The organism is Candidatus Marinarcus aquaticus, from assembly GCF_004116335.1.
In the GTDB taxonomy this organism is placed as follows: Bacteria; Campylobacterota; Campylobacteria; order Campylobacterales; family Arcobacteraceae; genus Marinarcus; species Marinarcus aquaticus.
This window is the reverse complement of sequence record NZ_PDKN01000006.1, coordinates 113,526-127,585: the sequence shown is the minus strand read 5'-3', so window position 1 is coordinate 127,585 and position 14,060 is coordinate 113,526. Positions and strand designations below refer to the sequence as shown.

General features: G+C 35.8%; 12 protein-coding genes. 1 reads left to right on the top strand and 11 read right to left on the bottom strand.

What is annotated here, in order from left to right; translation table 11 throughout:
• Nucleotides 1-132 precede the first annotated feature (132 nt).
• The 4 genes from aat to clpS are packed head-to-tail and all read right to left on the bottom strand — an operon-like array spanning nt 133 to nt 3,993.
• Nucleotides 133-801: a leucyl/phenylalanyl-tRNA--protein transferase gene (gene aat / locus CRV04_RS09595; RefSeq protein WP_228126527.1), complete on the bottom strand. Its 669-nt coding sequence runs from the start codon at nt 799-801 to the stop codon at nt 133-135.
• 30 nt (nt 802-831) lie between these two features.
• Nucleotides 832-1,413, bottom strand: a complete 582-nt coding sequence (locus tag CRV04_RS12995; protein ID WP_228126526.1) for a c-type cytochrome — start codon at nt 1,411-1,413, stop codon at nt 832-834.
• Nucleotides 1,414-1,458: 45 nt separating this feature from the next.
• Nucleotides 1,459-3,690 carry an ATP-dependent Clp protease ATP-binding subunit ClpA gene (gene clpA / locus CRV04_RS09585; RefSeq protein WP_128996626.1) on the bottom strand — a complete coding sequence of 744 codons (2,232 nt, stop codon included), beginning with the start codon at nt 3,688-3,690 and terminating at the stop codon, nt 1,459-1,461.
• 3 nt (nt 3,691-3,693) lie between these two features.
• Nucleotides 3,694-3,993 carry an ATP-dependent Clp protease adapter ClpS gene (gene clpS, locus CRV04_RS09580; protein WP_128996625.1) on the bottom strand — a complete coding sequence of 100 codons (300 nt, stop codon included), beginning with the start codon at nt 3,991-3,993 and terminating at the stop codon, nt 3,694-3,696.
• A 55-nt stretch (nt 3,994-4,048) separates the two neighbouring features.
• Between clpS and bioD the strand changes: the two genes are divergently transcribed.
• Nucleotides 4,049-4,678, top strand: coding sequence for a dethiobiotin synthase (bioD, locus tag CRV04_RS09575; RefSeq protein WP_128996624.1), 630 nt, complete (start codon nt 4,049-4,051; stop codon nt 4,676-4,678).
• Nucleotides 4,679-4,683: 5 nt separating this feature from the next.
• Here the strand turns inward: bioD and CRV04_RS09570 are convergent, their stop codons facing one another.
• From CRV04_RS09570 to flhA, 7 genes are all read right to left on the bottom strand, one after another.
• A complete protein-coding gene (locus CRV04_RS09570; RefSeq protein WP_128996623.1) occupies nt 4,684-6,570 on the bottom strand; it encodes a HAMP domain-containing methyl-accepting chemotaxis protein in 1,887 nt (628 codons plus the stop codon).
• A gap of 111 nt (nt 6,571-6,681) precedes the next feature.
• Nucleotides 6,682-6,906 carry a hypothetical protein gene (locus CRV04_RS09565; protein WP_128996622.1) on the bottom strand — a complete coding sequence of 75 codons (225 nt, stop codon included), beginning with the start codon at nt 6,904-6,906 and terminating at the stop codon, nt 6,682-6,684.
• Nucleotides 6,897-8,078 carry an MFS transporter gene (locus CRV04_RS09560; RefSeq protein WP_128996621.1) on the bottom strand — a complete coding sequence of 394 codons (1,182 nt, stop codon included), beginning with the start codon at nt 8,076-8,078 and terminating at the stop codon, nt 6,897-6,899. Before CRV04_RS09560 ends, CRV04_RS09565 begins: the two co-directional genes overlap by 10 nt.
• Entirely contained in the window at nt 8,065-9,768 is a 1,704-nt protein-coding gene (locus CRV04_RS09555; protein ID WP_164969142.1) for a molybdopterin-dependent oxidoreductase, read from the bottom strand. Before CRV04_RS09555 ends, CRV04_RS09560 begins: the two co-directional genes overlap by 14 nt.
• Nucleotides 9,755-10,462 (bottom strand): efflux RND transporter periplasmic adaptor subunit, encoded by a 708-nt coding sequence (locus tag CRV04_RS09550; RefSeq protein ID WP_128996619.1) that lies wholly within the window; start codon nt 10,460-10,462, stop codon nt 9,755-9,757. The genes CRV04_RS09555 and CRV04_RS09550 overlap by 14 nt, the downstream gene beginning before the upstream one ends.
• Before the next feature lie 10 nt (nt 10,463-10,472).
• Nucleotides 10,473-11,912 carry a BatD family protein gene (locus CRV04_RS09545; protein WP_128996618.1) on the bottom strand — a complete coding sequence of 480 codons (1,440 nt, stop codon included), beginning with the start codon at nt 11,910-11,912 and terminating at the stop codon, nt 10,473-10,475.
• 14 nt (nt 11,913-11,926) lie between these two features.
• Nucleotides 11,927-14,044 carry a flagellar biosynthesis protein FlhA gene (flhA, locus tag CRV04_RS09540; RefSeq protein ID WP_128996617.1) on the bottom strand — a complete coding sequence of 706 codons (2,118 nt, stop codon included), beginning with the start codon at nt 14,042-14,044 and terminating at the stop codon, nt 11,927-11,929.
• Nucleotides 14,045-14,060: the final 16 nt, after the last annotated feature.

Here is a 14,060-nt window from a genome sequence, read left to right as displayed (position 1 = left end):
TTATAATTAACTAAAATAGCTATTTTTTAAAAAGTTCAAGGCAAAGAGAATTTTTTATAAATGAGCTTACTTAAAGTAAGTGACTGCATAAAAAATTTCATATAACGAAGAAATTATAAAAAAAGATCTGTTTTAAAAGTCTCGCGGGTTTTCCAATGCTTGTTTAACACGTTCCAAAAATGAATCTCTTGAAATTTTTTTCGCACCCAATGAGCTCAAATGTGGTGTGGGTATTTGACAATCAATAAAAGCAAACCCTTGTTTTTTTAAATGCTCTACTAAATGATACAGGGCTACTTTAGAAGCATCGGTTTGCTTGGCAAACATCGACTCACCACAAAACATATTGCCTATGGCAATACCATAACCTCCACCAACAAGTTCTTCTTTATAATAACTCTCAAAACTGTGGGCATAGCCCATACGATGAAGTTCACTGTACGCTTGAATGACTTCAGGCAATATCCAAGTCCCCGTTTGTCCCGGTCTTGGAACTTTGGAGCACTCAATCATGGTTTGTGTAAAATTTCTATCAAAATGAACTTCAAACTGCTTTAAGTCAATTCGTTTTTTCAACGATTTTGAGACTTTAAATTCATCAAGCTCTAAAATAAAACGGGGATTGGGACTCCACCACAATATAGGGTCATGTTGATTGTACCAAGGAAAAATGCCTGACATATAGGCTTTCATAATTCGATTGGGGTTTAAATCTCCGCCATAGGCCAAAAGACCTTCATCACAGGCATCCAAGGGATTAGGAAAAGAATGAGAGTATTGACTCAAAGGCAGAATATGCATACTCTACCTTGTGTCATATTAACTTTGAAATTAAAAGTTTGAAATGTATTCAGCAAGGATTTCTACGTCCTCATCACTCAGTGTTGCTACTTGACCAATCATCACAGCTTTCATTGCTCCACCATAGGTACTGTTTTTATACCCACGAATGGCATCAGCAATTTTTTCTTTGCTCCATCCTTGAATAATTTGTGAAGCATTCAGAGCTTTTTTCTCTGCATTTTTACCATGACAGGCAGCACATTTCGCATAGAGTTGTGCACCTTTTGCACTGTTATCTTCTGTAGCCACGAGTTGTTTTGCTTCTTCAACACTCTTTTCTACGCTCTCTTGCATTGATTGAGCTTGTTCATTGGCAACCTCTTTGGCTTCTTGCAGTGTTTCTTTGGCTTTATCAACCATTGGAGCCACTTCTTTTTCTACGGCATCCATAGCTTCAGTTGCTTCTTGTTGCACTGTTTCCATCACAGGAGTCACTTCTTGTTTGACTTTATCTAAAGCAGACTCTGATGCACTCTCTTTTACAGGTGCTGCCGCTTTTTTTTCATCACCACAACCACTTAAACCTAAAACCATCATCACAACTACTAATGAATAGAATGCTTTTTTCATAGAAATCCTTTTATTGAAATTTAAAATATCCACAACAACAAATCCTTAACTGGCTTTGTCATACTTAAATATAAATTTATCTTTGACAAAATCAACATGTGCTGTACCACCATTTTTCAATGCGCCAAACAAAATCTCATCGGTAAGCTCTTTTTTAATGTATTGAGAAATCACTCGATTCAGAGGTCTGGCTCCCATCTCTTTATCATATCCCAATCGTGCCAACTCTTTTTTCGCTTTGGTTGAAACAAGAATTTTAATCTCTTTATCCACAATTTGGTTCTCTAAATCGGTGATAAATTTAGAGACCACTTTAGAGACCACATCCAACGTCAATGAGGCAAAGTTCACTGTGCCATCCAATCTGTTTCTAAACTCTGGAGCAAAGAAGCGTTTAATGGCTTTATCTTCATTGAGTGTATCATCTTTTGTAAATCCCATCACGTTGGCTTCACTGGCACCCAAGTTTGAAGTCATGATTAAAACCACATTTTGAAAATCTGCTTTGTTACCGTTATTATCCGTTAACTCTGCATTGTCCATGACTTGCAATAACAGACTCATTAAATCGGGATGCGCTTTTTCAATCTCATCTAAAAGCAATACGCAGTGTGGATGCTTTCTGATGGCTTCAGTAAGCAATCCTCCATTCTCAAACCCTACATAACCTGCTGGTGCTCCAATGAGTCTTGAAATCGTATGCGCTTCCATGTATTCACTCATATCAAATCGTTCAAAATGAATCCCCAGTTGATGTGAAAGCTCTTTGGCTACTTCTGTTTTACCCACCCCTGTTGGTCCAGTAAATAAGAAACTTCCAATGGGTTTTTTATCTCCACCAAGCCCTGCACGGTTTATTTTAATGGCTTGCACAATTTGCGCAATCGCACTGTCTTGTCCAAAAATACGCTTTTGCATGTTTTTCTCTAAAGATTTAAGCAGTGTCAAGTCTGATTTTGTTGCTGATTTTGGAGGAATATGCGCCATTTTTGCAATAGTATCTTCCACATCTTTCTGCGTAATATTCACACTTTTTGATTTTCTTTTTTTACTCTCTTCGTGAAGTTTCTTTGTCGCTGCAACCTCATCGATAACATCAATCGCACTGTCCGGTAAAAATCGGTCTGTGATGAACTTTTTACTCAACTCCACCGCAATTTTAATCGCATTGGCGTTGTATTTTACACCATGGAACTCTTCATATTTTCCTTTTAGACCATTTAAAATCGTTATGGTGTCTTCAATACTTGGTTCGCTCACATCCACTTTTGCAAAACGTCGCGAGAGGGCTTTATCTTTACTGAAATCATTTCTGAATTCACTGAAAGTCGTTGCTCCAATGCATCGAAGTTTTCCATTAGCTAACAAAGGTTTTAAGATATTTGAAGCATCCATTGAACTGCCACTTACACTTCCCGCACCCACAATGGTATGTATTTCATCAATAAACAAAATGGCATCATCAATCTCACTGATCTCTTTTAAAAGGCCTTTGAGTTTTTTCTCAAAATCTCCTCTGTATTTCGTCCCTGCAAGCATTGAGCCCATATCCAAAGAGTATACTGTAGCATTTTTAAGACTGCTTGGAACTTTCTCTTGGGAAATTTCTAAAGCCAAACCTTCAGCAATGGCAGTTTTACCAACACCTGGTTCTCCCACTAAAAGTGGATTATTTTTCTTTCTTCGGCTTAAAATTTGAATTACTCTTTGAATTTCAGCTTCACGACCAATTATTGGGTCAATCTCCCCTTTTTTAGCCAGTGCAACCAATTCAGTTGCATTCTTTTCTAAAATATTTTTTTGTTTGGTTTCACCCCCACTTAAAAAAGGATCACCCTCATCTGCTTCATCAAACTCTTTATGTGAAATCTCTTCTAAAATATCAATTCTTTCAACCCCTTGTTTCTTTAACACATAGGTTGCATAAGATTTCTCGTTTTTCAAAATAGCCACAAACATATCTTCAATGCCAGCATTTCCTTTCCCCGATGTTTGCGTATGTGCAACCATGTGTTCAATGGTTGATGTTAACGTTAATGTCTCCATTGGTTCATCGTTCACATCTTCAGGAAGTTTAGGTGTATTTTTCTCAATATGCTCTTTGGTCTCCTGATAAATTTTGGTTTTGTCCAATCCCAAATCGGTGAACAAAGAGGAGATGACATCATTGTTTAATAACATTAAAAAAATATGTTCGAGCGTCAAATACTCGTGTTTGCTTACTTTTGCGTAAGCAACGGCTTGTGAAAAAACATCTCTTAATTCTTTACTTATCATAACTTACTCTTCTTCCATAACGGCTTTTAAAGGGAATCCTTTACTTCTTGCCATATTTTTTACTTGTGCCACTTTGGTTGCAGCTATTTCATAGGTATAAATCCCACACACTTCTCGACCATTGTTGTGAATGTTCAACATGATTACTGTTGCTTCATCGGCAGTTTTTCTAAAAACTTTTGTCAGAACATCCACTACAAAATCCATGGTCGAATAATCATCGTTGAGTAAAAAAACTTTATATTTTTTTGGCTCTTGTAGTTGTATCTCACTGTCCAATTCTATTTCAAATTCATTTGCCACTTATTAAAACCTTTTTCGTTAGAATACAATTTATTATACCAAAAAAGTATTTACAATGAAAATAGAAAAAAACATAAAAAATAACCAACTGCTTTTTGTAACTGCAACCAACACCGATGTGGGAAAGAGTTATGCCTGTGAGCAGCTTTTAAGAAAGTATGCAAAAGAGGGTTATAAAGTGGGCTATATCAAACCCATTGAAACAGGAGTAATAACTGAACCTCTTGATGGCGGGAAACTGTTAGACGTCGTAAAAGAGTTGAACCCTGAGTTTACACTGGAAATCAATGATGTGGTACCTTACCAGTTTGAACTGCCAGCAGCCCCTTTTGTTGCAAAAAAAAGCACAGAAATTGATTTGGAGTACATCCAATCAAAAATAGCTCTTGCACAAAAACAGTGTGAAGTGCTCATTGTTGAAGGGGCAGGCGGATTAATGGTTCCCATTGAAAAAGATTTTTTCATCATTGATTTGATTAAGATATTACAGTGTAAAGCCGTTTTAATTGCTCCCAGCAACTTAGGAAGTATTAATGATACCATGCTCTCCATTCAAGCGTTGGAAGCAAAAAAGATACCATTTGAGTGGTACATCAACTTATATAAAGACAAAGAGAGCTTTGAAGAGGTTACTCTGCCTTTTTATAAAGCCTATTTTGGGGACATACAGTATATCAATGAATGAGAAACTCATTCATTGATTTTATCTTTAGGCAAAACGCTCTCTTTTCCTTCAAAATTCTTTTTATTGGCATTATCTAAAATATCTACTGCAATAGAGTGCGTGTATGTCGCAATATCTCGTGTACCATTTGCAATGGCTGCATTGCTTTGTGTTTGGTGGTCTAATTGGTTCACCGCATCACTGATTTGTGCAATTCCGGCTTGTTGCTCTTTGGTTGCAGATTCAACTTGTTGAATTAAACTCATTGTCTCTTGTACATTGGTATTGAGTTTACTGTACCCTGTAATCATTTGGTCAGAAATCGTTTTACCATCATTGGCTTTGATCGTTGCATTTTCAACGATCTCTTTAATTTCTTTAGCAGCTTCTGCACTTCGAGCTGCTAAATTACGCACTTCTTGAGCAACCACCGCAAAGCCTTTTCCAGCTTCACCAGCAGTGGCAGCTTCTACAGCAGCATTCAGTGATAGAATATTGGTTTGAAATGCAATTTGATCAATGACCGTAATTGACTCATTAATCAACGTAACTTGCTCGTTAATATCATCCATTGCACGCGTGGTATTTTTAGCCATGGTTTCACCCTCATTAGAAGAGTGTGTTAACTCATTGGCATATTTCACCATTTGTGCTACATTGCCCATGTTGCTTTGAATATTGGAATTAATCTCTTCCAGTGCAGCCGCTGTCTCTTCTAAACTTGATGCCGCATCATTGGTTGAATTATTTAACTCTTCAACGTTTTTCAATAACTGATTTGAGCTCTCTTCCAGTGTCAGACCGTTTGATTTATTTTCAACCAAAATGTCAGAAATAATTTTTGCCAAATCATTTAAGATGTCGGGAATATAACCGCTGTCTTTCGGAATTTTATATGCAAAATTAAGATTTTCATACGCTTTATACGCCGCTTCAATTTTTGCAATATCATCACACACTTTTTTAGAAATCACCGCTAGCATCTCATTGAAGATATGTTTCAAGTCCTCTAAACCTTTATTTTCAGTGGTTGCTTTAACTTGTTGTTTAAACTTACCTTGACTCACCTTTTCGACAACTTGTTTCACCTCTTCAATAAGTTTTCGATCACTCTCTAAAGATTTTTGCGTTTTAATAATATTTTTATTAATGACCAACGCCATCTCAGAAATTTCATCTTTACCGCTCTCGTTGAGTTGATTCACCTCTTTAATCTCTCCATTAATATATTTAAAGAAATTTAAAAGCCCTACTTGGAAGTTTCCTAACGATTTATTCAACATTTTTCCAAGTAAAAAACTCAAAATAATGGATACCCCAATGGTTAAAAGTGTAATAATGACAAAAATGGTTTGAGATTGAGAAATTAAAGCATCCGTTGCCTCTTTATTTTTATCTATGACTTTATAGGTGGCTTCTGTAAAATAATCAATCAAATCCCTCATTGATTCGTAACTTTGTAAATACGTGTCAAAATAGATTGTTGTCGCTTGCGAAGCATTCCCAGCACGAACCAATGCAATCATCTCTTCAGTGGCTTTATTTGTAGCATCATAAAAGGTATCAAACGACGCAAACTTGGCTTTCTCTTTTGGCATGTGTTCTGCCAAAATATTTTTAAACTTGGTAAAACGCTGTTTTACTTGTAAGAGGTTATCTTGTGCCCCTTTGGTGATTGTTTTTTCTAAATTTTCACCTGAAGGCATCTGCATGATTTGCAGTAGTGATACATTCGATTGATACGAGTCTCGGTCTGCTTCAAGCAAAAACGTAATTCCTTTGAACCCAACATTACTCAGTTCATCCACATTACTTTTTACCTTTTGGTTATTATAAGAAACCAAAATACTTGATATCACTGATATTAATATAATAACAGCAAAAGCGCCCATTGTCTTCTTTTTAATGGTCATAGCGTTCTCCTTTAATACACAACTTTAAAAATTGTAGTATTAAAAAACTTACTTGGTTATTAAATTGTTACATTAACTTTAATAGTCACTTTTTTAAGTATCACACAAACATTATATTTTGAACTCTTTTTCCACCTCTTTGGCTTTAAGTTCTCCTTTTACAGTGAGTTTGTTTTGAGTTAAATAGCCTTCACTTTTAAGCATCTTTAGAAGTTTTTTTCCCTCTTTAAAAGAGAATACTTTTGCTTCTTCGAGTTTAGCCAACACATCATTGAGATTTTCATCACTCTCTTTTTTTAAAATACCCAATAACAATACTTTTATTTCTATATCCATTGTAATATCCTTTTATAGTACAAAGCAAAGGCAAAGAAACCTGCTCCTAACATCATCGTAATAACCTCTAAACTCACCCAACTGGCCATCACGCCAATAAACAGTGTGGTCAAAACGTTTGAAAGCATAAAAATCATATCGTTATATGAAATCACACGCCCCAAATATTTTTGTTCCACATTCTCTTGAAGAAATGCATATGTCATCGACCACAGTGTTGTTGTAACAAAACCCGTTAAAAAAACGGTCGCCAATGCAATATAAAAATTAAATTGAAATATGCCCCACAAAATGATGGCAATGCCTTGAAAAATAAACAGATAATAGAGCCTCTCTTTGTTGACCCAATTGCTGATAAGTAAAGGTCCCAGCATAAGAGCAAAGGCTCGAACTGCATTGGTAATACCAATGGCTAAAGGAACTGCAATCACATATTTATACTCATTTTTAGCAAGCAGTGTTACCAAAGCATCAAAAGAGGTCAATCCCACACTTGCATGCAGTAAAATAAGATGAATCACCACTTTAGAGTTTTTAATATAAATAAAACCATCTTTAATCATGCCTAAAAAAGTCTCTTTGGTGTGAATGATTTCAATTTTAAAATGAATATTTAAAAAGACAATGATTGCCACTAAAAAAAACAAAGCATCTATAATAATAGCCGTTTTTACACCATAACTGTTAACAATAATACCACTCATTGCCATTCCAAAAGCAAAAGTAAATGACCAAATGATAGAGTGAATTTCGTTGGCTTTTTGCAGTGCTACACCAGAAATGAGTTTAGGGAGAAGCGACATCTCAGTTGAGAAAAACATCGACGCACTGCCCATTCGAATAAAAATCAGTATCATCAAAAACCACAACTCATCTTTGTTATCAATGGTTAAAAAAAGAAGCGTCATACAAAGTTCGGTTAAAAGCAGTGTAAACATCAATGGTTTGATACGAAATTTGTCAATAACAACCCCAGAAATAGGTGCAATGATCACTGCGGGTAAAAGATGCATGGCCGTTACAACTGAAATAGCTAACGCAGAAGAGCCAAACTGTACAAGCATGGTATAAATAGCAACATTAGAAAACCAAGCACCAAAATAAGCAATCACTTGCAACAAAGAGAGTTGCCGCACCACAGGATAATTGGTTAATAATTCACGATAGTTCAACGGTTACTAATACCTCTTGGTACATTGCAGAAAAACTCGCTTCATCGCTTTTATGCGAGGTTAAATGATTCACATTTTTTGCCCCCGCATAAATTAAAACGCAGTTCTCTTTGACATCATCGCTGTGTTTTAATATAAACGAAGCCTGACCATATGAAGAAGAGATTGTAACTTCAGCACCCTCATTAATACCACAACTGCTGTTCATATAAACGTTATCATCTGTTTTAAACTGTGAATTCAAACACTTTTTAGTTTTAGCCGTGATTAAATAGTATTCATGCTCTTCTTTCTCTTCATACAGATGCACGATATCTGCCTCTTCAACAAATTCAAAGGATTCAAGGATGTGAGAACGCTCTGGAGTAGTATTTCTATAATACTCTAAAACACTCTGCTCCTCTTTAAGTGCAGGGAGATTAAACGCATTGCACAGATATTGCGCCAACTCATACTCTGTAATGCTTTGTGTCGTTTTTTCACGCACTTTATTTGAAACTGCTTTGTATTCATGTCCATAAGAGATACGAACATCCTCTTTTTCTAAAAACATGGTGGAAGGAATGATCAAATTGGCATATTCACACGTCTCATTAAAGGTGGTTCCAAAATATACAACAAAACTCTTTTTTAATCCCTCTATGACACGTTTTGTATTCGGAGCACTGATTACGGGATTGGCACCTTGTATAAAGACCACCTCATAATCTGCAAAATTCACGCTTGGGATATCCACTCTTTTTTTTGGAGTTGCCAGAAACTGTTTTTCATATCCATACATTGAATCAGACAGATACCACAATCCACCTGCTTCTTTATTGTGTACCCCAATATAAGCTGCAAAAGAGTCAATGCACCGCATGATGGTTGCACCTTCATAATATTTTTGAACACCCAATCCCACCATGATGGCCACTTTTTTATTTTGAATCATCTCCATAAAAGTGGTGACCTCTTTTAGGGTCACGCCCGTTGTTGCTTCATAAGATACAACCGGTCTGCTTTTTGCTAGATCAAAAAACCAATCTGCACCTGAAGCATACTCTTGAAAGGATGCTTCATCTTCTAAGTCATTCATATACGCAAATCGTGTTAAAAGAAGCGCCAATTCATCATCTGTTTTTGGATTGATTTGCAAATGCAGTGCTGATTTTTTGGCCATATCGGTTTTAATGGGATCAATGGTGATAAAGGTTTTATCTTTAACCAACTCATACATATGCGATGAAGTCACACTAAAATTTCTTCCCCAACAGATAATCACATCTGCATTTAAAAGGTTTTCAATAGGAGGATTCACTACTTTCCCACGACCTTGCTCTAAGCCTTCACCGCCACCACCATCACACAAACTTCCTCGTGTTAAGGTTGCACCGTAAGAGGCAAAAAAAGCTTTGGGTGCACTTTGCATCACACCTAAGTTTCCGCTTCCTTTATAGTATAAAACATTTTGTGCTTCACTGCTTTTCAATTTTTCTACAAGCATTGAAAGTGCCCTGTCTAACTCAAGGGATTCATTATTAAAAAAGGGTTGTTCTAAAACAGTTTCATTGAGTAAGTGTCCAAAATTCACACACAGTTTTGAACCCGTTGTAGGGTGTTTTTTATTGGGTTTACACTTCCCATCTTCATATACGGCCTCACAGGTATCATAACAATCCAGTGGGCATGCTACACTATTTAAATTCAACTTTGACCAACCTTGAAAACTGTTGTGCATCAGGGACAATGATCTCTACTTTATACGATGAAATATGTTTCGAGTCTGCTACTTCATATGCTTTATGTATTTTTAAATCGGTTTGCTCACCATCTAAATAGATGCTTTTCTCTTTAATCAAAGGCATCTCAGCAATGGGAATAAAAATCTCCAATTTTCCTTTTGACATATCTTTTGCTTCGTATAACAGCGTACCTGCCGTCACATAATCGCCCTCTTTGACATTAATATTATAGATATATCGATTTTTCTCTACAAGTCTTTTATTTTCTATGCTCTTTTTTAACTGCGCCATACTGATGATCAAATCTGCTCGTGACGCCTCTAAATTGAGCGCTTGTCGAAGTTGTGAATCTTTATCAAAATCTGAACGTGTGGTGACTTGTTTGAGTCTCTCATAATTTTTTCGTTCAATTTCAACCATTTCATCATACGCTTTGAGCTTCTTTTTGGTCTGTTCTAAATTAATAGTATCCACTTCTGAATCGAGTTGAACAATCAAACTGTTATTGGCAAACTTACCTTCAATCCCTTCATTACTGTAAACCACTTCACCACTGACTGCAGCTTTTATCACATAACTCTCTATTGGTTCTAATTTCGCATAATATTCATTGGCAAACAAAGAGATGCTTGCGCATAAAATAAGAGTTAAAATTTTCATTATTATCCTTTTAGAAATCAGATTTTAGTATCTTTATAATCTCTTTTTTCTTAAACTTTATATCTAAATTGTTGTTTTTTTCTAATTCAAATATCAGCGTATCCAATGCGGTGTTTTTGTTCACATAAGGCACCAATATTTTAATCAACTCGCTGTTACTTTTTGCTTTTTTTACACTTTTAATAAGGGGGGTTTCAACTCTTTTTTCATTGGACTTTTTACGTACAAATAATCCAATAAAAAGGACAACCACCGTACTTAATACTCCAAAAGAAAAATAGACCCACCCATTATAATCAGAAATCTCTTTTGTTAATTCTCTTACTGGTTTCTCTTTTTTCTCTAATGTAACGGTTTTTTGAATACCTTGAGGTGCATCCACCGTTATATCATAGGTTTGCACTGTTAGGTATTGTACCTTTTTTTTATTAACCAAAAAATAGGGAATCTTAACAGCAGGAATGGTAAAAGACTCATTGGCTACAATAGAAAAGTTTTTTGTGTATGTTGAAAGAAACTTCCCGTTTTCAAAGCTTGACGTTGTTTTCGCATCATTAGAGTAAACTGTAGCATTGGGAATATCTAACGTAATATCATTTAAATCTTCTAAATTCCCTTCACCCTTAATATGAAGAGTATAGGTGACGGCTTGTGAAGCTTGTATATGAGCTTTATCTATGTTTGATTCTATTGTAAAATCACCCACAATACTAACTCCCTTAGGCAAGGGTTCCACTTCAAATTGCAAAGCATTGGAATAGATACTCATTTGTTTACTTGGACGTTGGAAAAAGGAGTACGAACGACCAACATCCATAAGCCTTGCAATGACCCTTGCAGGTTTAAGCTCAAGTTTTCCACTTTGTTGTGCAAACAACACATAACGCAGTCTTTGAGTGATGTGTTCACCCTCTTCTTTCGTCGTTGCATCCCCAATTTTCTTTGCCCAAAAGTGTTCAAAATCCATATTACCAAGTGCTAATTCCATGATTTTATCGTCTTTTTTATATGTAAACAAATAATCCACGACAATGGGTTCATTGAGATAAACGTTCGTTTTATCGCTGACAATTTTAAAATCAAATTGCGAGTTTTGAGTTTTTTGTGCTTTTTGAAGTTCTATTTCTTTTACAGATGTGGTGTAAGTTTTTCCATCTACAATAACTTCAAAAGAGGGAATTTGAACACTTCTGTTGGGATAAAAAAGAAATTTTTTATTGACAATTTTACTTTTTTGGCCATTGACAATGGTGATTTGATTAGAAGTACCCGCTTTTTGAACAGGGAATCCTTCTATAGAACTGATTTCAGGAAACGTAATCTCTTCACCACTTGCTTGCAGTTCAAAGACCACGGCTTCATCTTGTACAACACTTTGAGGAGCAAATATTTTTACTTGCGCATAAAGCGTATTAACACATAAAAGAAAAAAAATCCATCGTACTATCATTGCGTTACTCTGTTTTAAAATTGTAAGGTGCCTTCAATAGCAAAATTTGCTCGTGAATCCAACTCAGCATGACTTAAAACGGCTACTTGAAGACCAAATTTTTCATAAATTTCGGAGATACGTTTTCTCAATAATGGATCCACAACCATCGCAACTTTTGTGATACCTTTGGCATCGATTTGCTCCACTAACTCTTTGGTTTTGGTCACTAATGAGTTAATTTCACCAATGCTGAGCATCAATTGAGATACCCCATGTTGCTCTTGCAATTTACCAATGAACTGTTGTTCTAAATCCGGTTTAATGGTAATAATATGCAAGACATTATCTGTTCCTTTAAAGCGTTCAGTGATCATTCGATACAATTTACTTCGCACATGCTCCAATAAAACATCTGGGGCTTTTGTAAATTCCGCAATATCTGCAATGGCTTCAATGATGGTCAGCATATCCACAATTGGTATTTTCTCGTGTAATAAATCTTTACACACTTTAAGCAATGCTCCATAAGAGGTCACCTTCATCGCTTCTTCAATTAAGACTGGGAAATCTTTTTTCAATCTTTCAACTATCTCCACAATATCTTGACGGGTAATGATATCTTCAGCATGTTTTTTAATCGTTTCTGAAAGGTGCGTTGAGATAATGGTGGGTGCATCAACAACGGTAAATCCTTTCATTAACGCTTCCTCTTTTAAGCCTTCATCAATCCAAGTAGCATCCAGATTAAATACGGGCTCTTTCACCTTTAAACCTTTAAGTGTTTCATTGCCCATACCTCCCATAGCCAGAAGCTTTTGAGGTTGCACACTTCCTTTGATAATTGGAATACGTTTAAGATGCAATGAATATTGATCGGGTTGCAAATTCACATCATCTGAAATACGAATTTGAGGAATCACAAAACCTAATTCACTGGCAATAGACTTTCGTATACCTCGAATTTTATCAAGCAGTTCAGAGTTTCCTTGTACCAATTGAAGCAATCGAACACCCAATTTCAGCTCCAATACTTCCATTTTCATGATATTTTCTAAAGTCTGCTCTTCATTTGGTTTACGTGCCGCAATTTTCTCTTTTTTAACTTCATCTAAATCTTTACTGTGGAGTGTTGATTTGGTTTCACTTTTACTTTTAAACATATTTGTAATAGCATTGTTTTGTCCATCTTCAATCATATAAATTGCGTATCCAATAAACGACAAGATAAGCCCCATAACCATTAAAATACCCGCAGGGAAACCAGGTACGAACCCAAACAGAATCATTCCAATACCGACAAGAATTAAAGATTTGCTGTCTTTGATCAATTGAGAAATCGATTGGTTCGCAAATCGGTCTTCATCCATGTTTGAACGTGTGATAATAATTGCCGTTGCTGTTGATAAAATCAGTGCAGGAATTTGAGCAACAAGTCCATCTCCAATGGTTAAAATCGTATAAATTTCACCACTTTGTGAAACGGTCATATCGTGTTGGAAAAGACCAATAAGTAATCCCCCCACTAAATTCACCAAAGTAATGATAATACCAGCAATTGCATCACCTTTAACAAACTTAGATGACCCGTCCATCGCTCCATAAAAGTTTGCTTCAGAGATAAGCTCTTTACGCCGTTGTTGTGCCTGTTTATCATCAATAAATCCGGCATTTAAATCCGCATCAATTGCCATTTGTTTACCGGGCATTGAATCAAGTGTAAATCTTGCAGTAACTTCTGCAACTCTGGTTGCACCTTTGGTGACAACCATAAAGTTAATCAATACCAAAATAATAAATACAATAATACCAATGACCAAGTTTCCACCCACAACAAACTCACCAAAAGCAGAAATAATTGAACTGACAGCTTCTGGACCATTGTGTCCTTCACTTAAAATTGATCGTGTGGTTGCAATATTCAAAGAGAGTCTAAAGAGCGCCAAAATAAGGATTAAGGTAGGGAAAGTGGTCAGGTCTGATGGTTTTTGAATATACAATGATATTAAAAGAACCAAAAGACCCAACGATAAAGATATCACCAAAAAGAAGTCAAGCGCAAACTTAGGTAACGGTACGATGATGATCATCAAGATTGCTACAAAAAGAGCAACCGTTACTAAATCTTTTGAAAATATCCTTTTTAAATTCATTTATATACTAAAAAAA